Origin of the sequence: Gemella sp. 27098_8_149 (assembly GCF_041433745.1) — a bacterium.
Classification (GTDB): Bacteria; Bacillota; Bacilli; order Staphylococcales; family Gemellaceae; genus Gemella.
Map to the genome: position 1 here is coordinate 20,111 of NZ_JAPWCB010000008.1, position 24,706 is coordinate 44,816.

Consider the following 24,706-nt stretch of genomic DNA (forward strand, 5'->3'; position numbering starts at 1 on the left):
TAATTATAATGGATAATCAAGAAAAAGATTTAATACAGTTAGATATTATGCTACTGTTAAGAAGAATTTGGGAGAAGAAGGTATTAATAGTATTAGTAACATTACTATTCACTGCAGCATCACTTGCTTATAGTATTTTTCTAGCTACACCGCAATACTCATCTACTACGAAAGTATACGTAGTTAACCAAAAGAAAGATGATAAAGCAATCACAACACAAGATGTTCAATTAGGTTCGCTATTAGTAAAAGACTATAAAGAGATAATTCTTTCTAACAAGGTTATGGAAGACGCGGCAGAGAAAAGTGGAACAGGAATCACAGCTAAGCAATTAGCAGGGAAAGTTAGTGTAGATGCACCGAAAGATACACGTATTATCTCAATCACTGTTCAAGATAAAGATCCACAAGTAGCTAGTGACTTAGCAAATACTGTAAAAGAAATCTCAGCAGATCAAATCAAAGAAGTAACAAAAATTGATGATGTAACAACACTAGAAGAAGCAAAAGCAGCTACTGCTCCAAGTTCTCCAAATATTCCTAGAAATGGTATTCTAGCAACAGCATTAGGATTTATCTTAGCTGTAGCGGGAGTAGTATTATTCGAGCTACTTGATGATAGAGTTAAGAGGGCAGAAGATATTGAAGAAACAATGGGATTAGTACTTTTAGGTGTAGTTCCAGATACAAAAACAGGAAAGAGATAGGATAAGAAAACATGGCACAAATTAATTTACTAACAAATCAAAAAATAGTTGATCCTAAAAATGATGAATATTACAACGCCTTACGTACGAATATCCAATTTTTAGGGAAAGATAAAAAAGTAATCGCAATTACATCGGCTTCTGAAAACGAAGGGAAAAGTACAGTATCGATTAACCTAGCTATTTCATTAGCGAAACTAGGTCTTAAAACTATTCTAGTTGATGCTGATACACGTAAATCTGTAATGGCAGGTCGTTTCAAGTTTAAACACAAGATTAGTGGGTTATCAAACTATCTATCAGGAGTTTCACCTATTGAAGATGTTATTTATGAGACTGACGTAGAGCATCTTAATGTTATTCCAGCTGGTCAAGTACCACCAAACCCAACAGGATTATTACAAAATAAAAATTTCAACATTATGATTGAAGTATTTAGAGAGTATTATGATTATGTAATTATCGATACGCCGCCGATTGGACAGGTAATAGATGCGGCTATCGTAGCTCCAAAGACTGATGGGATAATACTTCTAGTAGAAGCAAACCGCGTTAAGAAGAAAAGTATAGAAAAAGCCAAGGAACAACTAGAAAAAGGTGGAGCTGAGTTCTTAGGCGTAATCTTAAACAAAGTTAACTCAAATGAACTAGGTTATGGTGGTTATTACGGTCATTATGGTAGTTATGGAATAAAAGGGAAAAAAAAGTAGTAAGGAAGGAAAATAAATAAAATGGAAAAGAACTTAGTTAATAGTCAGTTCGAGGGAGTAAGAAGTAAAACCAGTTATTTATTTTTCAAGAGATTATTTGATATATCTATAGCATTGGTAGGGATGATAGTGTTAGTAATAGTTACTATCATCCTAGCTATCTTTTACAGTTTTGGAAAAAATAAAGGGAAAATATTTTTTTCTCAGGAAAGAATAGGTTTGAATGGTAAAAGATTTAAAATTTATAAATATAGATCAATGGTAGAAAATGCTCAAGAAATTTTGAAAAGAGATCCGAAACTTTATAAAAAATATATAGAAAATAGTTATAAACTTTTACCAGAAGAAGATCCAAGGATGACTAGATTAGGTAGATTTATAAGAAAACATAGTATTGATGAAATTCCACAATTTATTAATATCCTAAAAGGAGACATGAGTTTTATAGGACCTAGGCCTGTTATAGCAGAAGAGTTACTTCAATATGGAGAAAGAGCAACAAAATTTTTATCTGTTAAACCTGGAGCAACAGGGTGGTGGCAAGTTAGTGGAAGAAGTGAAGTAGGTTATCCAGAAAGATGTGATGTAGAATTGTATTATGTGGATAATTGTTCATTGAAATTAGATGTAAAAATATTTTTCTTGGAATTAAAAAGAATAATAACAAGGGATGCTGCGTATTAACGTTGATTAAGTAGTTAAATAAAAAAAGACTGTGTTTCGTCGCCAAACTAAAACACAGACTTATATAAGTGAATATAGACATATTAACATAAAAATAGAAAAAATGGAAGTGAGAGGATTAAATTTAACGATGAAAATTAGAATATTAATAGCAACACATAGAGAGTTTACTCCTCCTAAAGATGAGATTTATCTACCAATTCATGTTGGTGCTGAAGGTAAAGGAGAACTTGGTTATCAAAAAGATAATATTGGTGAAAACATATCGTGTTTAAATCCGTACTTTTGTGAATTAACAGGTGTATATTGGGCATGGAAAAATTTAGATGCGGAGTATATTGGATTAGATCACTATCGTAGATATTTTAGTACTAAAAAAGTAAAATATAAAGATGGTATGGACATAAGTGAAGTAGTTTTAGATAAGAAAAGTACAGAACAATACTTAAAAGAAGCGGACATATTAGTTCCGAAATTAAGAAAATATTATATTGAAACACTTTATAATCATTATGCAAATACACTAGATGGTAGTCATCTTGATAAAACAAGAGATATTATTTTGGAGATGACACCTGAGTATATTGAGGCCTTTGATAAAGTGATGAAACAATCTAGTGGACATATGTTTAATATGTTCATAATGAAAAAAGAATTACTCGATGAATACTGTTCATGGTTATTCCCGATTTTATTTGAACTGCAAAATAGAATAGATGTTTCTAATCTTACAGCTTTTGAAGCAAGATTATTTGGTAGGGTAAGTGAACTGCTATTTAATGTTTGGTTAGAACAGAAAAAATATAAAGTTAAGGAAATCCCATTTTTTGATGCCTTTGAAGTGGATTGGATTAAAAAAGGTGGAGCGTTCTTAAAAGCAAAATTTTTAAAAAAGAAATATAAAGAGAGTTTTTAGAGTATGAAAGTTACTGTAATAGGTCAAATAAAAAATAAGAAAACAGGGCTTGGAAAAGCGATTAATGATGTTATAAAATATATTATTGAGAAAAATAGTAAAATTACAGAAATAGATATTACAAATAATAAATTATTTTTCAATGTAATAAAAAAAATTATTACTAGTGATACAGACGTTTTTTATTTTACCCCATCAGGTTCATTTGGGGGTAATATTAGAGATTCTATTTATTTGTTTTTTATGATTACAAAACGAAAAAAAATTGTAACTCATTTCCACAATAGTGCTTTTGGAAAAGTGATAAATAGTAATGTATTTATAAAAATAGTCAATAAATATTTATATTCTAAAGTGGATAAAATCATAGTTTTAGGAGAAAAATCAAAAGCTATGTTTACTTCACTAAATATACCGGAGAATAGATTTGTTGTTATTAGAAATGGTATAGATAATTATTTATTTATAGAAAAAGATAAGCTTAAGGAAAAATTTTTAAGTCCGGACATTAATATTGTTTATTTTAGTAATATGTTGGAAGAAAAAGGTTATAAGATAGTTCTAGATGTTGCAGAAAAAATGAAGTTAGATGATAGGTATAAATTTTATTTCTCGGGAAAATTTTTTGATATATCACTAGAAGATGAATTCAAGAAAAAAATTAAAAACTTACATAATGTTACTTATATAGACGGAGTATATTGTGATGAGAAAAAAACTTTATTAGAAAAAATGCATTATTTTATCTTACCTTCCAAAGATGAGGCTTTACCGATTAGTATGTTGGAAGCAATGGCTAACGGTGCATATATAATAGTTAGTGATGTGGGTGTTATTTCTGAAGTTATTAATAAAAATACTACAAAATTATTGTCAGAAATAAATAATAATACACCTATGTTAATTAAAAATGAAATTCTAGATACGTCTAACAAATTAGGAGAATTAGAGTTTAAAATAGAAGAATTAAAGAGAAAATACTCTAATGAAAAAATACAAGCTGAGATTTTTGAAGTTATAAAGAAATTAATCTAAAAGAAAGGATATTTTGAATGGAAAGTAAATTATTAACAGTTGTGATACCAACATATAATATAGATAAATATATTGGAACATGTATAAACTCTTTCAAAAATGTAAGTTCACAATTTTACAAAGATTTTGAGTTGATTGTTGTAAACGATGGAAGTACAGATAATTCATTGCAATTAGTTGAGTCATTAGCCAAAGATAGTGATTTAGACATTATAATTATTAATAAAGAAAATGGTGGGCATGGATCAACTATAAATACAGGTATTAGAGAAGCTAAAGGTAAATATCTGAAGGTTGTAGACGGAGACGATTGGATAGATGTACATAATTTTGAAACATTTTTATCAAAATTAAAAGAAATTGATGTAGATATGGTGATTACAAATTATACTGAACAACATATCTACAATGAAACTACAAAAACTATAGATTTTTCTGGTAAATATCAAGAAAACGTAATAATCGAGAGTATTCCGAATGAGAGAATCCCGATGCATGCGTTAACTTATAGAACAAATATATTGAAATCAAATAATATAAATATAAGTGAGAAAACATTTTATGTAGATATGGAATACACTTTATTACCTTTAAAGTATGTTAACAATTATATTTATTTAAATTTAAATATATATCAGTATTTCTTAGGTAGACCAGATCAAAGTATGAATGTTAATATAATGAAGGAAAAATCTGATCATCATTTAAGAGTGTTATCGAAGATTTTAGAATTATATAATGAAATAAGGGGAGATAAGAAATTAGAACATATTGTAAAAAATACATTAAAATATTTGCTAAATACACAAGTATTATTGTTATTAGCTAAAAATAATAAAAAAGATATAAACAGTATATTTGAAATGTGTGAAAAACAAAACTATAGATGGGAAATAGATATGGATAAGAAAATAACAACTTTAATGTATTTAAACTATAAATCTAATAATCTATTTAATTTTATTGTTAATCCTATAGTTAATAGAAAACAAAAAGAATTAGGTGAAAGCTATGTTAATTAGTGTGGTTATACCTATTTATAATGTTGAAGAATACTTACATTATGCGATAGAAAGTTTAAATAGACAGACATATAAGAATTTTGAAGTTATCTTAGTAAACGATGGGAGCACTGACGGTTCAGGAAAATTATGTGACAAATATTCAGAGGAATACGATAATATCAAAGTTTATCATAAATCGAATGGTGGACTTTCAGATGCTAGAAATTTTGGAGTACAAAAAAGTAGTGGAGATTTTATTACATTTTTAGATCCAGATGATTTTTTAGATGAATATGCATTAGAACTAATGTATACTTTACAAAAAAAATATAGTGCAGACGCAGTTTGTACAAAAATGAGAGATGTTTATGATTATGAGGATTATAAAAAGGAAAGTAGAATAAAGAAATATTATACTATAGATGATGCTGATATATATATATATGACAATATAAAGGCATTAGAATTGATGTATTATAATCAAACTGCAACAGTATCAGCCTGTGCTAAATTGGTAAAGAAAGAGTTTTTACTGGCTAATCCCTTCCCTAAAGGTAAAATATATGAAGACTTGTATATGATAGCAGAATTACTGAAAGACATGAGTAAAATCGTGATAACACCTCTTGAAACATATAATTATTATCAAAGGCAAGGTAGTATAGTAAATTCTAAATTTTCGAAAAAACAATATGATTTTTTTGAAGCAATTGATAATAATAAAAAGATCATAAGTATGTATTTTGATAATAATAAAAGTTTGGTTAGTGCTATAAATGCAAAAGAGAAAATGGGTGTATTCAATATACTGTCTAATGCTCATCAATCAAGTAAAGAGGATGTAAATATTATTAGAAAAATAATATCAAAAAATTTCCTTGATATACTAAAAAATAAAAATATAAGTTTGATATTTAAAGTGAAGTACTGTATGTTGCTATTTTCACCAAGAATTTTTTATGGAACTAAGAACTTACTTATAAAGGGGAGAAAATAATATGTTGTTATTTATAATTTCATTTTTACTATTCCCTGTTTTGACCACACCATTTTTACTCGTCCCTATCGTTCGTAGGGCAAGATATAGGAATATATATTATATTATTTTTATTATTGGAATATCAATAATTTCGCTAAGATATATACCTTTCCCAACAGATGATGGTGCTTATCATTATGGGGCTGCATATCATTTTTCTACATATACAAATGTATTTACATGGTTTATAGATCTAATGAATGGTGAATTAAATTCTACATATGATTATCAAAATTTTCCTATTTATGCATTGTTATTGTATATTTTTAGTGGTACACATACCTATTCATTAATAAGTTTTACAGTTTGTTTTATTACATTTTATTTGTATGGAACTATAATCTTAGATATTGACAAAAGATATAGATTAACAAAAGGATTATTTTTATTAGGCTTTTTAGGAATTTTGTTATTAAATAATTACAGATATACAACTAGCGGAATGAGATACTGTTTGGCTGTTGGTATTATGACATATTTATTTTATCTTGAGAGTAAACATGATTTTAAATATGGTAAATATTTATTTTTATATTTAATACCAGTGATGATACATCCTGCTATTGCTATCTATATCGTTCTAAGACTATTAATATTTATTTTAAAAAAAGTGACTTTATTGAAATTATTAATAACAGTCAGCATTTATCCATTTTTACTATACGTTTTACCCTTGCTTTTAGGGAATATAGGTGGATATGGAGATATGATTGTAAATAAATTGGCAGTATATAAAGAGAATGATGCTTATGCGGAGTTCTTTCAGACAACATTAACTGCAAGAATATATGTAGGTATTTTTGTATCATTGGTTTATATATTATTGTATCTTTTATTTAGCGCTAAAAGAAAAGATGATAGATTTTACGGATTTCATATCTTGACATTTTATATGTCTTTATTAAGTATAAGTATGGCTACGTATCAAAACATAATAGATAGACATATATTTTTACTATTACCTATGATACTAATATCATTCTTAATGTTTTTAATTACTGATATTAAGTATGCAAAAGATACTGGTGTATATGTTATAATCATTGTGATTTTAATAGGACTTGTTATTACGGGAATATTTTATAATAAGAACTTTTTAGAATTAGTAGAACTTACAGATTATACATATACTAGAATTTTCACTAATAATTTTATTGAATATTTTAGCGATTTGCCGGTATATAGATAGGAGGTATTCTATGAAACAAGCATATTTAATTATTGCACACAACAAAATAGAACAATTAAAATTTTTAGTATCTTTATTAGATTATGAAAAACATGATATTTATATTTTATTTGATAAGAAATCTAGAGTTACTGAAGATGAGAAAAGTCAAATAGAGAGTGTTGTAAAGAAATCTACTATATATTTTACAAAAGAGATACCTATATACTGGGGAGATTATTCATTAGTAGAAGCTGAATTAGAATTAATTACATCTGCTATGAAGAATAATGCCTATAGTATGTATCATTTGTTATCAGGTGTAGATTTACCACTAGATACTGCAGAAAATATCTATAAATTTTTTGATGAAAGAAAAGAGTATAATTTTTTAACAATGGTATCTGAAGAATTGTATAAGAATAATAAGGTATATGAGCGAGTAGCTTTTAAATATCTAGTACCTTACTTATCTAGTAGAAGTGTTAATAATAAAATCCTTAGAAAGATAGTAAGTATTTATAGAAAATTTGAAATTGGTATTCAGAGGAGACTGAAAGTTGACGTTTTTAGAAAATTCAATCTAGATTTAAAATATGCTTCAAACTGGTGTTCGTTAAATAATAAAGCAGTTCAAGTATTAGTAGAAGAACGAAAATTTATAGAAAAAGTTTTTAAACAAACAATAGTTAATGATGAATTGTTTATTCCAACAATATTGGAAAAAAATAATTTATTGAAGAGTGTATATTCATTAAAACCTACAAATGATCAACCAACGGATTTTCAGGGGAATCTACGTTATATTAATTGGTGGGATGGTGAGCCGTATACTTGGACTACTTCTGAAAATGACATAGAACAGTTGATATATGCCAAAAGAGAAGGGCATTTGTTTTCTAGAAAATTTGATTTTGATAAGTATCCAGATACAAAAAATAAGATAATTGAAATAATAAATTATGAATAAAACTGTATATTGTTAGGAGGAGCTATGTATAAAATATTAGTTTGTGGATTAACCTCAAATCTAGGAGGCATAGAAAAAGTAGTATTGAATTATTATAATTCGATGGATAGAAAAAAATTTGGTGTAGATTTCCTTTGTTTAGATGATAAGAAAGTAGGATTTTATGAAAAGTTTGAAGAAATAACTGTTAGGCCCATAAATTATTATACTTTACCTAAACCAGGAAGGAATCCAATTTTATTTAAAAAAAAATTAGATTTATTTTTTAAGGAACATGCTAAAGAGTACGATGCAGTATGGGTTAATCTTTGTCAACTTTCAAATATTGAGTATTTAAAAAAAGCCAAAAAATATGGAATAAAAAAAAGAATTATTCATTCGCATAATGGAAATGATGATAGTAAGGGACTCAAGAAGATATTACATTGTATTAATAAAAATAAAATAGACAAATTCGCTACAGATTTTTGGGCATGTAGCGATGAAGCTGAAAAGTGGATGTTTCCAAACAAAGTTAGCAACAGAGTAAAGATGATTAAAAACGCAATCGATGTTAAAGAGTATTTCTTTGATTTTAAAAAGAGAGAGTTATTGAGGGAAGAATTAGGGATTTCTAATGAAGAATGTGTTATTGGGCATATTGGTAGAATTAGTTATCAAAAAAATCAAAAGTTTATATTATTAGTCTTTAGAGAATTGTTAAAAAGACGTTCTAATGATAAATTACTATTAATTGGTGGTGGAGATGATTCAGAATTAAAGAAACTTGCTAGTGATTATGGAATAAAAGATAATATAAGATTTTTAGGATTGAAGAATAATGTAAAAGATTATTATAGTGTCTTTGATGTATTCTTTTTCCCTTCAAATTATGAGGGTTTACCAGTTACTTTGTTAGAAGCACAAGCTAATGGTATACCAATTTTAACCTCAAGTGAAATTAGTAAACAGGTTATCATTAATAATAACTTAGAAATGTATTCGTTAACACTAAAGGCTAGTTTTTGGGCAAAAAAATTGGAAAATATTATAGAAAATGGATCGAGAGTAGATAGAGAAGTTATTGAGAAAAATTTTTTTGAAAGAGGATTTGAAATAAACCAAGAAGCAAAAATTTTAGAGAATATTTTAATGAAAAAATAAAATCTTTATAATTTTATTTAATGTTAGGAGAACATGATGAATACAACATATATATGTGCAACAAACTATCATATTTTGATAACTCTACTAAAAATAGATTTTAAAAGTAAAGTAAATTTATTTGTACCTAACTCGAGCGAATTTGATGTGATTACCACGAATCTGAAAAAAGAAAAAATTTTTAATAGGATAGTAAGATTAGATTTTTTTATATATAATAGCAAAAATCGAAACACTATAAGAAAAGAAACGGATAGATTACTATTAGAGTTAAATGATGTAGAAAATATATATATTTACAATGATCATATTCCTATATCTTGGGTATTGCATAAGAAAAAGATACCTTATCATGTAATAGAAGATGGATATAATTTCTTCTCCTATGAATATAAGGATTTTAGGGATGATATATTCTCAAAAAGAGTAAAATTATCAGACTACAAGAATCTTATAAAACATATGTTTATTCTTAGAAGAACAAAGGGTCCTGGTTTTAGTAAATATTGCCAATCAATAGAAGTAAATGACATGTCAGTAGTTCCGAAAGATGAAAGATATCATAAGTTTAAAGAAGTACCAAGAAAAGAATTGTTTGAGAATGTAAGTGAACAAAGAAAACAATTAATATTGCGAGTCTTTGGAGTAGAAGAACTTTCTGGAGTACAAGACAAATCTATATTAATTTTAACACAACCACTTAGTATAGATGGTCTTTTGAACGGTGATGATAAACAATATGGATTTTATAAGAGAATTTGTGATAAATATTTATATAAAGGATATGAAGTGTACTTAAAACCACATCCAAGAGATACTATTACTTATGAGGAAATGAATGGAGTGAAACTAATTGCACAGACTGTTCCAATGGAATTAATTGAGATGGTGAGTGATGTTAAATTTGAACGAATAATAACACACTCATCAACTGCGATAAACTTTCTAACATGTGGTGAAGAAAAAGAAGTATTTTATGATTTTAATACGAGAGAGTATAATGAAAAATTATTAGAAAAATACAATATAAATAAGGATGATCTATAATGAAGAAAAACAAACTATTAAGCTCTAGTTTGGCCTATACAATAGGTAATTTATTAATACAAGGATTAAGTTTTATAACACTTCCAATATATACGAGAGTAATGACTCAAGAAGACTATGGTAATTATAATTTATATGGATCATGGGTTGGAATATTTTCTATATTCATTGGACTTCAAATAACAGGAAGTTTTAGTATAGCAAAGATAAAATATGAAAATAGATTTAAGGAGTATATAGCCACAAGTACAAGTGTAGCGACAATATTTTTCATATTATTTTCAACAGTTTGTTTAATATTTAGTACATATTTAGAAAAAATATTAGGATTTTCAACAGGAATATTACTATTTATCTTAATCCAAGGATACTTCAGTCATTTACAAGGGAGTTTATCACAATATTATATTCAAACACAAGAAACAAAAAAACAACTTATATTATCATTCTTTATGTCATTTGGTAATGTTGTACTATCATTATTATTTTTATTCACATTAAAAAATGATTTCCTAGCTAGAATACTAGGAGGAATAATACCTGGGATAATAGTAGGTATAATTTTCTTAATATTCATTTATAAGAATAGTAGTGTGATACTAGATAGGAAATATGTTAGATTTATATTGATAACCTCAATTCCTTTAGTATTTCATATTCTAGGGCATAACTTACTAAGTCAATTAGATAGAATAATGATAGGAAGCTATATGTCGGCCAAAGAAGTTGCGATATATAGTTTCGGGTATTCACTTGGGAGCATAGTGTCGATAGCGTTAATGAGTATGAATACTGCCTGGATTCCATGGTTTTTTGAAGAAAAGAAAAAAGGAAATATTGATTTGATTAGTAAATATAAGGAAAGATATCTGTTAATAGGGGTATTTTTAACAATAGGATTCCTATCTGTCTTTCCGGAATTAGTTTCAATAATGGGTAGTGCGGATTATAAGAGTAGTAGAGATTTTGTGGTATTGATAGTGGTAAGTTGTTTTATAGTATTTTTATATACATTCCCAGTAAATATTCAATTTTATTATGAGAACACGAAGTTTATACCAATAGGTACTCTTCTAGCTGCTGGTATAAACTATGTATTAAACTATATATTAATTCCCAAAAGTGGTATATATGGAGCTGCGATAGCTACAGTAGCATCATACGTATTATTATTGGTATTTCATCATCTAATAGCTAGGATAAAATACAAATATAATGAAATAAGTTTTATCCAATATATAATACTTACAGGAGTAGTAAGTATTTATGGTATATTTGCAAATATATTTATAGATAATCTATTAATAAGATGGGGTGGATGTTTAGTTGTATTTATAGTATTAATTTTATACTATAGGAAGGATATAGTAGAGATATTAAGAAAAATTAAAAAGTAGAAATTTTTGTAAAAATTTAAAAGGAGAATAGTAATGAGGCCAGTATGTTTAATACCAGCACGAAGTGGATCAAAAGGATTAAAAAATAAAAATATGTTATTTTTTGATGGAAAACCATTAATATTTCATACAATAGATGCTGCAATAGAATCAGGGTGTTTTGCCAAAGAAGACATATATGTAAGTTCAGATTCACAACTATACTTAGATATATGTAAAACAAGAGGAATAAGTACAATATTAAGAGATCCAGAGCTATCAAAAGATACAACACCTTCAAACTCAGTAGGACTAGATTTTCTAAGTAGATTTGATGAAGATGTAGTGTACGTACTACTACAACTAACATCACCACTTAGAAGTGCAAAACAGATTCAAGAAGCGATGAAACTATTTGAAGAGTCAAGAGAAGAAGGTGTGGAGAATGTAGTAAGTTATGTAGAATTAGATAAATCTCCAAGGCTATTTACAAGCTTAGATGATAATAATTATATCCAAGAAAGCTTCGCCGCAGATAGAGGGTATAGAAGACAAGATGAGAAGAAATTATACAGAACCAATGGAGCCATATATATAACTACTAAATATTTTTACGAAAAAAATATAAGCTATTTAACACCTAAAACAAAAGCTTATATAATGGATAAAGAAAGTTCATATGATATTGACGATAGAAGTGATTTTATAGGAGCAATAGGGAGTAGATACTTTAACTATGAACTAAGAGAACAAAGAAACAAGAATTTTTATAAGGAAAAATATAAAGAATTCAAAAATACTGAATTAAAAGAAAATATAATTTTTGGTGATTCGAGATTAGTTAATATAGAGCTAGAAGGATACAGCAACTTAAGTTTAGGAGGTGTAACATTAGCTACTCTATTAGAAAACCTAGAGCAGTATAATGATGTATCAATTAAGAAGATGTTAGTATCGTTAGGTGTTAATGATATAATATCAAATTATAATAAAGAGATAATAAAAGAAAATTATAAGAAATTACTTTTAGAAACAAATAAAAGGAATATAGAATTAACTTTAACAACAATCGGATATGCACTATTTAGAGACAGTGTAGATAATGAAATAGTAAGAGAGTTAAATGAATGGTTAGAAAACTTTACAAGAGAGAACAAAATAAAGTTAATCGATATAAACAAAGAACTTTCAGAAGATTATCATTTGAAGTATGAATATACAAATGATGGTTTACATTATAATTGTAAGGGTGAAAATATATTATTTAATAATTTAAAATAGAATATCAGGAGGAACTTATGTACGATTATTTAATAGTAGGAGCAGGATTGTCAGGTGCAATCTTTGCTCATGAAGCAACAAAACAAGGGAAAAAAGTAAAAGTAATAGATAAACGTGACCACATTGGTGGGAACATCTATTGTGAGAACGTTGAAGGAATCAACGTTCACAAATATGGTGCGCATATTTTCCATACTTCTAATAAAGAAGTTTGGGATTATGTGAATCAGTTTGCTGAGTTTAACAACTACATTAACTCACCAGTAGCAAACTACAAAGGTAAATTATACAATCTACCTTTCAATATGAATACTTTCTACGGTTTATGGGGAACTAAGACTCCTGCAGAAGTAAAAGCTAAAATCGCTGAACAAACAGCTCATCTGCAGGATAGTGAACCTAAGAACTTAGAAGAACAAGCTATCAAACTTATTGGAACAGACGTATATGAAACTTTAATTAAAGGTTATACAGAAAAACAATGGGGACGTAGTGCAACTGAACTGCCACCATTTATCATTAAACGTCTTCCAGTACGTTTTACATTCGATAACAACTACTTCAACGATAGATACCAAGGTATCCCAATCGGTGGATACAATGTTATTATCGAAAACATGCTAAAAGGTATTGAAGTAGAATTAAATGTAGACTTCTTCGAAAACCGCGAAGAGTTAGAAGCAAGTGCGAAGAAAGTAGTATTTACAGGAATGATCGATCAATACTTCGATTACAAACACGGAGAATTAGAATACAGAAGTCTTCGTTTTGAACACGAAGTACTTGATGAAGAAAACTACCAAGGTAACGCTGTGGTGAACTACACAGAGCGTGAAGTTCCTTATACTCGTATTATCGAGCACAAACACTTTGAAAAAGGTACTCAAGAAAAAACAGTTATTACACGTGAGTACTCAGTAGATTGGAAACGTGGAGATGAACCATATTATCCAATCAACGACGCTAAAAATAATGAAATGTATCAAAAATATTTAGAAGAAGCAAAAGGTAAAGATGTTATCTTCTGTGGTCGTCTTGCAGACTATAAATATTATGATATGCATGTAGTAATCGAAAGAGCTCTTAACGTAGTAAGAGAGGAATTAAATAAATAAGAGGGAATAAGTACTCTATTCTAATACCAACTGTTATAGTTTAGTGTATAGTAGTTGGTATTTTATGAAGTGTGGTTACTCTATATTTTTAGAGTTTATTACATATGCTGAGGAAATATAATGAAAATAATAAAAAATTATTTATATAATCTTTCGTATCAAATATTAACTATTATTTTACCAATAATAACAGTTCCATATGTAACTAGAATTTTTACGAGTGAGGATCTAGGGAACTATGGATTTTATAATTCTATTGTGAGTTATTTTTCATTATTTGCGATGTTAGGGATTGGTATATATGGTACGAAGCAAATAGCTGCTGCAAGTGATGTGAATAGTACATTTTGGAATATCTATGCAATTCAGTTTGTCGCAAGTTTATTAGCGCTGTCTGTCTACTTAATAGCGGTATTCAGTATTTCACAAATGAGTACAACAATTTCATTAATTTTAGGAGTTGTGCTACTTACGAAGATGCTAGATATATCATGGTTATTTTCAGGGAAAGAAGATTTTAAAAAAATTACACTGAGAAATACTGTTGTTAAAGTGACAGGAGTAATAAGTATCTTTACTTTTATAAAAAGTAGTGAAGATCTATATCTCTATGTGTTTTTAATTGTAGTCTTTGATTTTTTAGGGCAATTTGTAATGTGGATACCTGCAAAGCAGTTTTTAAGGCGACCAATTTTTAATTTAGAGAGCATAAAGGAAAACTTACGTCCTACCATACTGTTATTTCTACCGCAAGTGGCGATATCACTTTATGTTGTATTAGATAGAACTTTACTTGGATTTTTAGGATCATACTCAGATGTTGGGATTTATGAACAAGGGCAAAAGTTAATAAGTATACTTCTTACAGTAGTTAACTCATTGGGAGCTGTTATGTTACCGAGAGTTGCGAATCTTCTTTCAGAAAGAAAAGAGAAAGAAGCACAAAATATGGTGAAATTCTCATTTATTTTGTATAATCTTATAATTTTTCCAATGATTTTTGGACTTATTGCGGTAAATGAGGTATTCGTTAAATTATTCTTAGGGGAGAACTTCCAAGATGTAAAGTATATGCTGTACATTATTGCATTTAACATTATGCTTGTAGGGTGGACGAATATTCTAGGTTTCCAAGTATTGGTAGTTAGAAATAAAAACAAGGAGTACATGTTATCAACCACGATTCCTGCATTTATCAGTGTGGCTGTTAATATTGCTGTTATTCCGTTTTTCGGATATATTGGAGCGAGTATAACATCTGTAGTTGTTGAAATACTAGTATTCGCTATTCAGTGGTATTATAGCCGTAATATTATTAACAAGAAATTATTGTTTAATAAAGATTTAGCAAAAATCATATTGTCATCTCTTGTAATGTTTGGGGCCGTGATGTTGTGTAAAATGACATTAGGATTAGACGGAATTATTGGATTAGTAATTTACCTTGCAGTTGGAGGTATCAGCTATCTAGGAATGATATTCTTACTAAAAACTGTTAATATCAGAGAGATGAAAGCAATGCTTAAGTAGAGGCTTAATTCAGGAAGATAATTATATATTTTATAGAAAACCAATTGAGTTTAATCTCGGTTGGTTTTTTATTATTTATTTGTTGAAATCTAAAGAAATTTCCATTAGAAAAAAACCACTAAATACAGTATAATTAAGAATGAAAAGAATTTGTCTAATCATGAAATAGGAGTAGTTTGGGATGAAGGTTTTTGATGCAAAATTAAAAGATGTGAAAATAATAGAGCCTGATGTTTTTGAAGATAAGCGTGGTTTCTTTATGGAGAGTTATTCTGTAGAGAAGTATAAAAAACTAGGTATAGATTTTAACTTTGTTCAAGACAATCACTCATTATCAGCTGAAGCAGGTATCGTTCGTGGTTTACATTTCCAAAGAGGAGATGCTGCACAAACAAAGCTTATTCGTGTAGTGACTGGGGAAGTATTAGATGTGGTCGTGGATCTTAGAAAAGGCAGCCCAACATACGGTCAGCGGGAGAGTTTTATACTTTCAGAACATAACGGAAGGCAACTTTTAGTTCCTAGAGGTTTTGCTCATGGTTTTGCGACATTAACACCTAATGTTAACTTCATGTATAAGTGTGATAATTATTATAATGCAGAAGCTGATGCAGGTATTGCATTCGATGATAAAGAGCTTGGAATTGACTGGCAGATTGATTTATCAAAAGCGATTATTTCAGATAAAGATAGAAACCTTCCTACATTCGAAGAATTTGAGAAGAGCAATGATTTTGTGTATGGGGAAGTGTAAAAGAAGAGTAGATTGCTTTAGAAATTATCAGTAATCTTGTGTTAAATATTTTTAAAAAGGTAAAAAAGATGAAGAATATTATAGTAACAGGTGGGGCTGGATTTATCGGTTCTAACTTTGTACATTATGTTATAAATAATCATCCAGATATTCATGTGACTGTTCTGGATAAATTGACTTATGCGGGAAATAGAGCAAATCTTACTGGTCTTCCAGAGGATAGATTTGAACTAGTTGTTGGTGATATTGCGGATGCTGAATTAGTCGACAAACTTGTCAGTAAGACTGATGCAGTAGTTCATTATGCAGCTGAATCTCATAATGATAACTCACTAAAAGATCCTTATCCATTCTTACATACGAATATTATTGGGACATATACTCTAATAGAAGCTTGTCGCAAGTATGATGTTAGATATCACCACGTATCTACAGATGAAGTATATGGGGACCTTCCTTTACGTGAAGATTTACCAGGAAAAGGTGAAGGAGTAGGAGAGAAATTTACAGCTGAAACACCTTATAATCCATCAAGCCCATATTCATCAACAAAAGCAGGATCAGACCTACTTGTAAAAGCGTGGGTGCGCTCTTTTGGGCTTAAGGCGACTATTTCTAATTGTTCAAATAACTACGGCCCATATCAACATATCGAGAAATTCATTCCAAGACAAATAACTAATATACTATCTGGAATCACACCTAAGCTATATGGTGAAGGTAAGAATGTAAGAGACTGGATTCACACAGAAGATCATTCATCAGCAGTATGGACTATCCTGACAAAAGGTAGAATAGGAGAAACTTACTTAATCGGTGCAGATGGAGAAGAGGACAACAAGACTGTTATTGAGTTAATTCTTGAGTTAATGGGGAAAGATAAGAATGCTTATGAACATGTAAATGACCGTGCAGGACATGACCTACGTTATGCAATAGATGCATCCAAATTACGCGATGAATTAGGATGGAACCCACAATTCACAAACTTCCGTCAAGGATTAGCTGATACTATCCGTTGGTATGAAGAAAATGAATCTTGGTGGAAAGAGCAAAAAGAAGCAGTAGAAGCTAATTACGCTAAAAATGGACAGTAATAAGAGTCGGCAGAGTGATGATGGAGGAGATCTTCGAATTAATTGACAATAAGAAAAGGTATGTGTTAAAATATAGGAAAGTGAATGGGAAATGTCTATCAAATTTCATCACGAAAGCCAATTGAAGGTCTAGTTCAATTGGCTTTTTATATTAATATTTAATATTCACACACAAGTGAAGTATGTGCGTCGTGAGCTAAAATGGCTACTTCTTCCCGTGATTATCTTTTAGCAGATAGTATTCTATTAAAAGAAGTATAACTCCTGATAACAAATTCACAAGGATTTGGGTAATGTCTATCTTCATTTCATCACCTCCTTTTGGAGCTAGTAGCCTATCTTTATTATAGCACTAGAAGTCATGTTGGAAAAGGTTTTCTTATTGATATTGAGATTAAAATTGCATTTTTAAGATTATGTAAACAGAAAATAAAAAAGGTGGTTGTCAAGAAAAAAGAACAGTGATTTTAAATGAAAATTGTTTGACATGATCTAGAAATATGTGATAAAGTATAGACAAGTGAATAGGAAGTAATAATACTTTTTAATATAAGCCTTAATTTTGATTTTAATCAGATTAGTGGTGAAAATCACGTATAGAGTGGAATTTATGAGCTGTGTCTAAAAGTAAGTTGATATAAATTAAGAGGATAATATTATATATTAGGATTAGTATTCCTGATAATATATTAACAAGAATTTGCAAAATACTAGTATTCATATAACCACCTCATTTCAGGCAAGGTATCAATTTATATTAGACATAAGTGAAGATGATTTACGCTGAGTTAATAGCTAAGACATGGGATAGACTATAAGAAGTGAATGATGTCTATCAAATTTCATCACGAAAGCCAATTGAACTGCTATTTCAATTGGCTTTTTATATTAATATTTAATATTCACACACAAGTGAAATATGTGCGTCGTGAGCTAGAACGACTATCTATTTCCCTTGTTTTATCATTATAGGTCATTACGTGAAGTTATAGGGAAACTTATCTTGTTAAGTACGAGATAAGTTTTTTTATTTCTGTTAACAACTATAAATTATTTTTTATTCTTCATATTTGATGTTTTACTAGTTGTTAAGTTTGTATTATATTAAAATATAGTGTAGAATAAAGTTGAAGGAAGGGTGAATTTTATAAAAATTTTCATACAAAAGTTGATTGATAAAATCTCTGTAATTTTTATAGATTTACTCAAGAAAAAAAGGGGGGGCAGACATGAATAATAAAAAAATTATAGAATTTCCTGTCAATAAAAAAGGATATACAGGAATTAGGAACAAAACGTATAGAGACTTCGAGCTTAATCATGGCTATAGTAGGATTAAATTCTCATCTGAAGAGATTGAATCTGATTTTAAGGAATCGATGAGACTTTTTACTGAATTTATTGAGAATATTGATGATCCTAATTATGCGATGTATATTGAAGATGCAATAGCTTTATGTAAGTATAATGTGGATGCTAGAGTCTGGAAAATTGTTAGTAAAGACTGTACAGAATATGAAATAGAATTAGCATTACTACGCCTAAAAGATGAAGTATACACCTTTGAAGAAGGTTATGTCGAGGGTAAACTATTTCCGATTAACTATCTTCATTTAATAGTTTGCCACCATCTTGCGGAATTTTATTTAGGGAATAAGCTATATAGCAAAGTTTGGGATGCATATAAACCTTTTTATATGGCTTTAGATATGGCTGATGAAATTTTAGTGCCGATGTATCATAATTTTATCGTAGCTAGCCTGATATTAAATGATTTTACAATGCTTAACCATTACTATAAACTTATGAACAAGCGCGGTAAAAATGATGATGTAGTTTTATTATCGAAAGTCTTCTATCACTTGATGCAAGGTGAGGAGAAAGAGGCTGTCGCATTTTACAAAAAATTGATAAAAAATAATAAATACATTTCGGATGTGTTAGATAGAATTGCTAATCCTAAACTGATAGAGTTCAGTACGGATGATGATTGTAAATATCTAGATGCGCTTAATACGGTTATAAAATTTGATTATTTCATAAATAAAGAGTATTATTTCGACTTCCTTATGCATGTAAGAGAAAGTGAATATGTAATTGGAGACGAGCTGGATAAGTATGCAGATCGTAAAGAAATAACAGTTGCTGATATGAAACGTGATAAATCGTTTATGGCAATTAGAGATACGGAATTAAAAATTATGCACGAGAACTTTTTATTAACGAAAGAGGATTTCTTGAAAATCACGAAGTCAGAATTTCTTAAAATAAAAGGTTTAGGTAAGGGGACTATCAGGAACCTACATTTAAACGGTGTAATGTTCGCCGATGATAGTGAGTTTGATATCCAGATGGATCTTATGGAGGATGACTTATGGTAAAACATGATAGAGAATTCGAAATATTGCTTAAAGAGTTTTTGAAAACTGAAGGGAAGCATTTTTCTAGTAAGGAAGAGGCTACCGAGGTATTTGAGCGTATTTACAATTTAGTCGGAGAAGGTTATGAGATAGATGCTTCTCTTAGTGATTATGTTGATGCGATTGACGAAGGGGACATGAGTGTTGTTGATAAAATTAGTGCCTTACGTGAACTTCACGAGGAAAATAAAGACGCTATTGAGAGAGCTGTAGAGTTAGAAGAGGATATCATGTATTCAGATAATGATGAAGATTCTGAACAGATGATAATAGCGGATGTTTTGGCTGAATATTATAGTAAGGCTGGAATGAATGAAGAAGCTGCGAAACTCTATGAACTTATGCTGATGGCGAATCCAAGTGATTTCCATGAGGTTATTGATCTCTTGACGCTTATGTATGTTCGACTAGATAGAGAGAATTCATTAGTGGATCATATCGATTGTTTCGATTATGAAGAATCAGAAGCTACATTGCTATTGTTAAGTATCTTTGGTATAAATCAAGAAAGATTTGATGAAGCACATTATTATATGACCAAACTTAAAAAACTTAATAAGTATGTAGGTAATATATTTAAAGGTGGATTCAATAAAGTTTTAGATTATATAGTAGGAGCTTCTGGTAATGCGAAAGATGATAATAAGGAAAAAGCTTTTGAAATGCACTTTGCAGCTGATATCGCTAAAGAATATTTAACTAATAAATATCATTATGAATTGTTAGAGAAATTCTATAGAGAAGATATAGAGAAAAAACAAAGACTGATTGTTGAAGGACGTAAGTCTGTGTCTAAAGAAGATATGAAAGAAGATCCTGTTTTTAAAGGTATGGAAAAACAATTGAACAAATTCATCGATGTAGAATTGTATAATAAAGAAATTATCGAATGTTATACAGAAAAAGAACTGAAAAAACTAGATGGTATCGGAATAGGCATTATCAAGAAACTAAAAGATAATGGCGTTAAGTTCAAAGAAGAATAGGATAGATTTATCTTTCGAGGGATATGTATATACAAATATAGCATAGGAAACGTAGTTGTCTAACTTGGTAGTATATATAAAATCAATACGCGAGAATTTGTCTATACAAATAACCGGAAAAAGGGTATGTGGTGTATTTTTGTATATACAGATAAAAAGAAGCTGTGGTTCAATATTCGGGATATTTGTATATACAAAAAATAAAGATCTGGGAAGAAGGAGTGGGAGTGACTCAAAAATCATGATTTCGTAGAAATCGGTTTTGTCGAGTCACCCCCGCACAGTTTATTAGATATCTAAAAAGCTTTTATAAAGTGAATTTAGATATCAATAAACCACTGCGTCTATGAACTTTCATATACACTTTGTTTAAGTTTAGGACCTTTTTGTCAGCCCCGACTCGTAGTTTCCCAGATTTTTTTATTAATCAAAATGGAAAAAAGAATCAAAATTTCCAATTTGGGAAGAAAAAGAGAGTTCAAAATGGAAAAAAGTGTCAAAATTTCCAATTTGAGATTGGAAAAATAGTTCAAACTGGAAAAAAGGGTCAAAATTTCCATTTTGGAAAGAAAAAGTAAGTTCAAAATGGAAAAAAAGGTCAAAATTTCCATTTTGGAATCAGGGGGAAGTGCTCCCTCACACCCGTAATAAGTTATAACAAAAAATCTCCCATATTGCTGGAAGTGATTCGAAATCGTGATTTCAGAGAAACAAGATTTTGTCGAATCATGCCCAACCTGTATATGGGAGGCTTTTAAATTTCTATTTAGTTTTATCTTTTTGAATACTCTACAGCTCTTGCTATTTTTGGTTTTGCAGGGTTCTTGTCGATATTGTTTTCTTCTAATAATTTCTCAAATGCGACTAATCCTGTTTTATAATCTTTTGTCTCGAATTCTAATTCATAATCGATGATATCGTTGATAAATGTTGTCTCATCAAGTACCAATAAGCCCTCTTTTAAAGCAACTTCGTGTCTTAATGTCTCGATTTTTTGAATCAGCATAGGAGTTTTGATCTTCACATTCATTCGCTCTAGTTCAGCGATAATTTCGTTCGGTAAAATTGGCAGTATCGTTGGCTCTTTTGGATACCTTTCATCAAGAGGCACGTTTATCTCAATATTCTGAGTTTCACCTTTTACCTTTAGAGTCATCTCTGTTTTTTTATTTGTATAGCGAATTCTCAGCGCAGCCCCGATTTTCTTGAAACTTTCATCTGCATCATCATAGTAGAAATTTTTGTTTATTATTTCTTCAGAATTTTTTAAGTCATATTTTTCAAATAGTATATCATATTGATCTTTTGTTAGTAAATTTTTAAATTCTATTTCTATTTCTCGCATGAAATTTCCTTTCTTTTTTCAATCGCAATAATAAATGGCGCGTTGTTTTTCTGATTAATAAATTGATAAACCAATACTTCGGCTTCTTTTTGATCAAGATTTTGAAGTTCATTTAACAATGCTTCTTTTTCTACCTTACCGTTCTCATGTCCCCAATAGACAACTATTACAATTCTCCCACCAATTTCTAGGTGGAATAAGAATTTTTTAATCGTTGCAAGTGTTGTCTCGGCTAGAGTAGTTATCTCATGATCTGCATTTGGTAGGTATCCCAGATTAAAGACAACCGCACGGATTTTTTCATCTATATACTTATCAAAATCAAAGTGTGAATCAAGAACAATCTCGCATTTATCCGTCAGCTCAGTTTCTTCGATTAGTTTTTTAGTGTTTTCTATTGCCAATTGTTGGATATCAAACGCATAGACTTTTTTAGCTGAAGTCTTCGCTAGAAACAATGTATCATTCCCATTTCCAGCAGTAGCATCAACAACGACTGAATTTTTATCAATAACTTCTTTTAATAATTTTTTGCTAAAAGCTAATACCTTATCCATATTATTGTCCTTATTATAAAATTATTTTTGTCTGTCTGCTTTCATTTCAGAAAGAATATCGCTAAGTTCGTAGTAGTTGTCGCTAGCTATTGTAAAGTCAAGTGATGTATTAATAATCTCAGCTAGTAATTTCGAATTACCACTTGTATAGTCTTCTTTATGGTTTAGGTTTGCTTTAAGACCTGCGACAAGTTTTTCTAATTTTTCTACTAAATCAGCCTCTGTAGTTTCATCATTTTCATCGAATTCTTTAGTGTAGTCTTTGATATTAAAGCTAAGTCCATCTTTTAATGGTGCGATATATAAAGCGCGTAGATTATTTACATCCTCACCAACCGCAGCTGATAGTTCATGTAGAGGTGCTGTATAAATTTTCTCGTCTTCTGCACCAGCTTGCTCAATAACTGTAACCTCATGATCATAAGGATAGAATGACATAAGTTCGTCAGAGACATTAGCCGCAGTTAAATCATCATAACATTGAGTAATAAGTAGGTGTTGCAACGGATTAACCTGTCTTAACGTCTCAAGTGCAGTAGCATCAACAAGAGAGAATCCTTCCACAGGATCGAACTTAGCCGTGTTAAAACAAGAATCTAAAAAGCTCTCTCCACCAACGATTTTCACGTCTTTATCACTGTTTATAAGCAGTTGAGTAGTCAACTCAGCGACCATAGGATGCCCAGGAACAAGATACATTACATCGTTATTCTCAGCAACTTTAAGAATATAATTCGCAATACCGTTATATGTATTTTCGAAATTTTCACTTTCTGTATAAAATCTATCACAAGTTTCAAATGTGATATTATTCTCTTCCAAGAAAGAAATCGCAGGATGCTCCTTAGTACGCGCAATAACCTTAGCATTAGTGTTATCTAATAAAAGTTGTTTAATATTTTCTTTAATGTTTGAACTATCATTCGGTCCAAGTCCAATAATATAAATCATGGGGTTCTCCTTATTGTGTACTTAGTCTATTTAATCTTAAATATCGTGACTCAAAAATTGTGATTTCGAGGGAAACTAATTTTGTCGAGTCAACCTCTTTCTATAACATAGCTATTATAACATAAATTAAGTTGTGAGTTGATAAAAATACTTATTTCAATATTATTAATTCATTGTTCAAATATTCAATCTAGTATAACTGCCGATTGTGTAAAAAATAATGATAAATCTTATATTAATAAACAAGATTGTTCACTACAGTAAAGAGAAGAAATATTTCCTTGGAAATTTATGTTTCCCTTGTGAAGATTTATGAGATATGGTGTTTTTAGAGTTAAATTATTATGAAATATAGGTGAAATATATTGTTAAAACTTTAAGATAATACGATTTTAAAAAATAGTTTAGTTAGAATAAAATATTAAATTTTTGTCTATACAAACGATTTATGAAGTAAAAATATTTTCAGAATATGAAGTCTTTAGAATACCAAAGAATATTAGATAAAGCTTGATATATTAGGATTTACATATAATTTCTAAAGTGATATAATAATATAAATACAAAGTATATAAGGAGGAATTAAATATGTCAATCAAAGCATTAAAAGTAGCAAAAGCTGCACTTAAAACACCAGGAGTATTCGCAGGAGGAGTAGCATTCGGAACTTTAGGTCTTAAACTTTTAGCAAGTAAGGATGCGAAGAAAGGTTACTCAGTTGTTTTATCAAAATTATATAAAGCAAAAGATGGAGTAGAAGGAACAGTATCAAACATCAAGCAACATGCTGATGATGTTGTAGCGGATGCTAAAGACTTATACGAAAAAGAAAAAAGAGAAAGCAATCTTCAAGAATTAGAGGAAAAATAAA

23 protein-coding genes are annotated in these 24,706 nt (G+C 29.3%); 20 read left to right on the forward strand and 3 right to left on the reverse strand.

Going from position 1 to position 24,706, the window contains the following annotated elements:
- Positions 1-8 precede the first annotated feature (8 nt).
- The 19 genes from O3801_RS04900 to O3801_RS04990 all read left to right on the forward strand — a co-directional run bounded on the left by O3801_RS04900 (position 9) and on the right by O3801_RS04990 (position 20,982).
- The gene (locus tag O3801_RS04900; protein WP_371454258.1) at positions 9-707 is read left to right on the forward strand and encodes a YveK family protein; all 699 of its coding nucleotides are present in this window, start codon (positions 9-11) and stop codon (positions 705-707) included.
- Positions 708-718: 11 nt separating this feature from the next.
- On the forward strand, positions 719-1,417 hold the full coding sequence (locus O3801_RS04905; protein ID WP_371454259.1) for a polysaccharide biosynthesis tyrosine autokinase: 699 nt from the start codon (positions 719-721) through the stop codon (positions 1,415-1,417).
- A 21-nt stretch (positions 1,418-1,438) separates the two neighbouring features.
- Positions 1,439-2,101 carry a sugar transferase gene (locus tag O3801_RS04910; RefSeq protein ID WP_371454260.1) on the forward strand — a complete coding sequence of 221 codons (663 nt, stop codon included), beginning with the start codon at positions 1,439-1,441 and terminating at the stop codon, positions 2,099-2,101.
- Between the two features lie 130 nt (positions 2,102-2,231).
- On the forward strand, positions 2,232-3,017 hold the full coding sequence (locus O3801_RS04915; protein WP_371454261.1) for a DUF4422 domain-containing protein: 786 nt from the start codon (positions 2,232-2,234) through the stop codon (positions 3,015-3,017).
- Positions 3,018-3,020: 3 nt separating this feature from the next.
- On the forward strand, positions 3,021-4,052 hold the full coding sequence (locus O3801_RS04920) for a glycosyltransferase family 4 protein (RefSeq protein WP_371454262.1): 1,032 nt from the start codon (positions 3,021-3,023) through the stop codon (positions 4,050-4,052).
- Between the two features lie 17 nt (positions 4,053-4,069).
- Positions 4,070-5,074 (forward strand): glycosyltransferase, encoded by a 1,005-nt coding sequence (locus O3801_RS04925; protein WP_371454263.1) that lies wholly within the window; start codon positions 4,070-4,072, stop codon positions 5,072-5,074.
- Positions 5,064-6,053, forward strand: a complete 990-nt coding sequence (locus O3801_RS04930; protein WP_371454264.1) for a glycosyltransferase family 2 protein — start codon at positions 5,064-5,066, stop codon at positions 6,051-6,053. The genes O3801_RS04925 and O3801_RS04930 overlap by 11 nt, the downstream gene beginning before the upstream one ends.
- Position 6,054: 1 nt before the next feature.
- Positions 6,055-7,284 (forward strand): EpsG family protein, encoded by a 1,230-nt coding sequence (locus O3801_RS04935; protein ID WP_371454265.1) that lies wholly within the window; start codon positions 6,055-6,057, stop codon positions 7,282-7,284.
- A gap of 10 nt (positions 7,285-7,294) precedes the next feature.
- Positions 7,295-8,233, forward strand: a complete 939-nt coding sequence (locus tag O3801_RS04940; RefSeq protein WP_371454266.1) for a beta-1,6-N-acetylglucosaminyltransferase — start codon at positions 7,295-7,297, stop codon at positions 8,231-8,233.
- 24 nt (positions 8,234-8,257) lie between these two features.
- Complete coding sequence (locus tag O3801_RS04945) at positions 8,258-9,376, forward strand: glycosyltransferase (protein WP_371454267.1); 1,119 nt, start codon at positions 8,258-8,260, stop codon at positions 9,374-9,376.
- Between the two features lie 36 nt (positions 9,377-9,412).
- Positions 9,413-10,423: a glycosyltransferase family 52 gene (locus O3801_RS04950; RefSeq protein ID WP_371454268.1), complete on the forward strand. Its 1,011-nt coding sequence runs from the start codon at positions 9,413-9,415 to the stop codon at positions 10,421-10,423.
- The gene (locus tag O3801_RS04955) at positions 10,423-11,820 is read left to right on the forward strand and encodes a lipopolysaccharide biosynthesis protein (RefSeq protein WP_371454269.1); all 1,398 of its coding nucleotides are present in this window, start codon (positions 10,423-10,425) and stop codon (positions 11,818-11,820) included. Before O3801_RS04950 ends, O3801_RS04955 begins: the two co-directional genes overlap by 1 nt.
- Before the next feature lie 33 nt (positions 11,821-11,853).
- Positions 11,854-13,080 carry a cytidylyltransferase domain-containing protein gene (locus O3801_RS04960; RefSeq protein WP_371454270.1) on the forward strand — a complete coding sequence of 409 codons (1,227 nt, stop codon included), beginning with the start codon at positions 11,854-11,856 and terminating at the stop codon, positions 13,078-13,080.
- A gap of 17 nt (positions 13,081-13,097) precedes the next feature.
- Positions 13,098-14,195 (forward strand): UDP-galactopyranose mutase, encoded by a 1,098-nt coding sequence (gene glf / locus O3801_RS04965; protein ID WP_371452869.1) that lies wholly within the window; start codon positions 13,098-13,100, stop codon positions 14,193-14,195.
- A 120-nt stretch (positions 14,196-14,315) separates the two neighbouring features.
- Positions 14,316-15,725 carry an oligosaccharide flippase family protein gene (locus O3801_RS04970; RefSeq protein ID WP_371454271.1) on the forward strand — a complete coding sequence of 470 codons (1,410 nt, stop codon included), beginning with the start codon at positions 14,316-14,318 and terminating at the stop codon, positions 15,723-15,725.
- 181 nt (positions 15,726-15,906) lie between these two features.
- Positions 15,907-16,479, forward strand: a complete 573-nt coding sequence (gene rfbC / locus O3801_RS04975) for a dTDP-4-dehydrorhamnose 3,5-epimerase (RefSeq protein ID WP_371454272.1) — start codon at positions 15,907-15,909, stop codon at positions 16,477-16,479.
- 68 nt (positions 16,480-16,547) lie between these two features.
- The gene (gene rfbB, locus O3801_RS04980; RefSeq protein ID WP_371454273.1) at positions 16,548-17,576 is read left to right on the forward strand and encodes a dTDP-glucose 4,6-dehydratase; all 1,029 of its coding nucleotides are present in this window, start codon (positions 16,548-16,550) and stop codon (positions 17,574-17,576) included.
- A 1,229-nt stretch (positions 17,577-18,805) separates the two neighbouring features.
- Positions 18,806-19,957 (forward strand): hypothetical protein, encoded by a 1,152-nt coding sequence (locus tag O3801_RS04985; RefSeq protein WP_371454274.1) that lies wholly within the window; start codon positions 18,806-18,808, stop codon positions 19,955-19,957.
- Complete coding sequence (locus tag O3801_RS04990) at positions 19,951-20,982, forward strand: hypothetical protein (protein ID WP_371454275.1); 1,032 nt, start codon at positions 19,951-19,953, stop codon at positions 20,980-20,982. The genes O3801_RS04985 and O3801_RS04990 overlap by 7 nt, the downstream gene beginning before the upstream one ends.
- A 772-nt stretch (positions 20,983-21,754) precedes the next feature.
- Here the strand turns inward: O3801_RS04990 and O3801_RS04995 are convergent.
- The 3 genes from O3801_RS04995 to O3801_RS05005 are packed head-to-tail and all read right to left on the reverse strand — an operon-like array spanning position 21,755 to position 23,835.
- On the reverse strand, positions 21,755-22,327 hold the full coding sequence (locus tag O3801_RS04995; RefSeq protein WP_371454276.1) for a CYTH domain-containing protein: 573 nt from the start codon (positions 22,325-22,327) through the stop codon (positions 21,755-21,757).
- A complete protein-coding gene (gene mnmM, locus O3801_RS05000; protein ID WP_371454277.1) occupies positions 22,315-22,884 on the reverse strand; it encodes a tRNA 5-(aminomethyl)-2-thiouridylate-methyltransferase MnmM in 570 nt (189 codons plus the stop codon). The genes O3801_RS04995 and mnmM overlap by 13 nt, the downstream gene beginning before the upstream one ends.
- Before the next feature lie 21 nt (positions 22,885-22,905).
- Entirely contained in the window at positions 22,906-23,835 is a 930-nt protein-coding gene (locus tag O3801_RS05005) for an SAM-dependent methyltransferase (RefSeq protein WP_371454278.1), read from the reverse strand.
- Positions 23,836-24,423: 588 nt separating this feature from the next.
- Here O3801_RS05005 and O3801_RS05010 point away from each other — a divergent pair.
- Positions 24,424-24,705: a DUF6110 family protein gene (locus O3801_RS05010; protein WP_294681694.1), complete on the forward strand. Its 282-nt coding sequence runs from the start codon at positions 24,424-24,426 to the stop codon at positions 24,703-24,705.
- Position 24,706 lies beyond the last annotated feature (1 nt).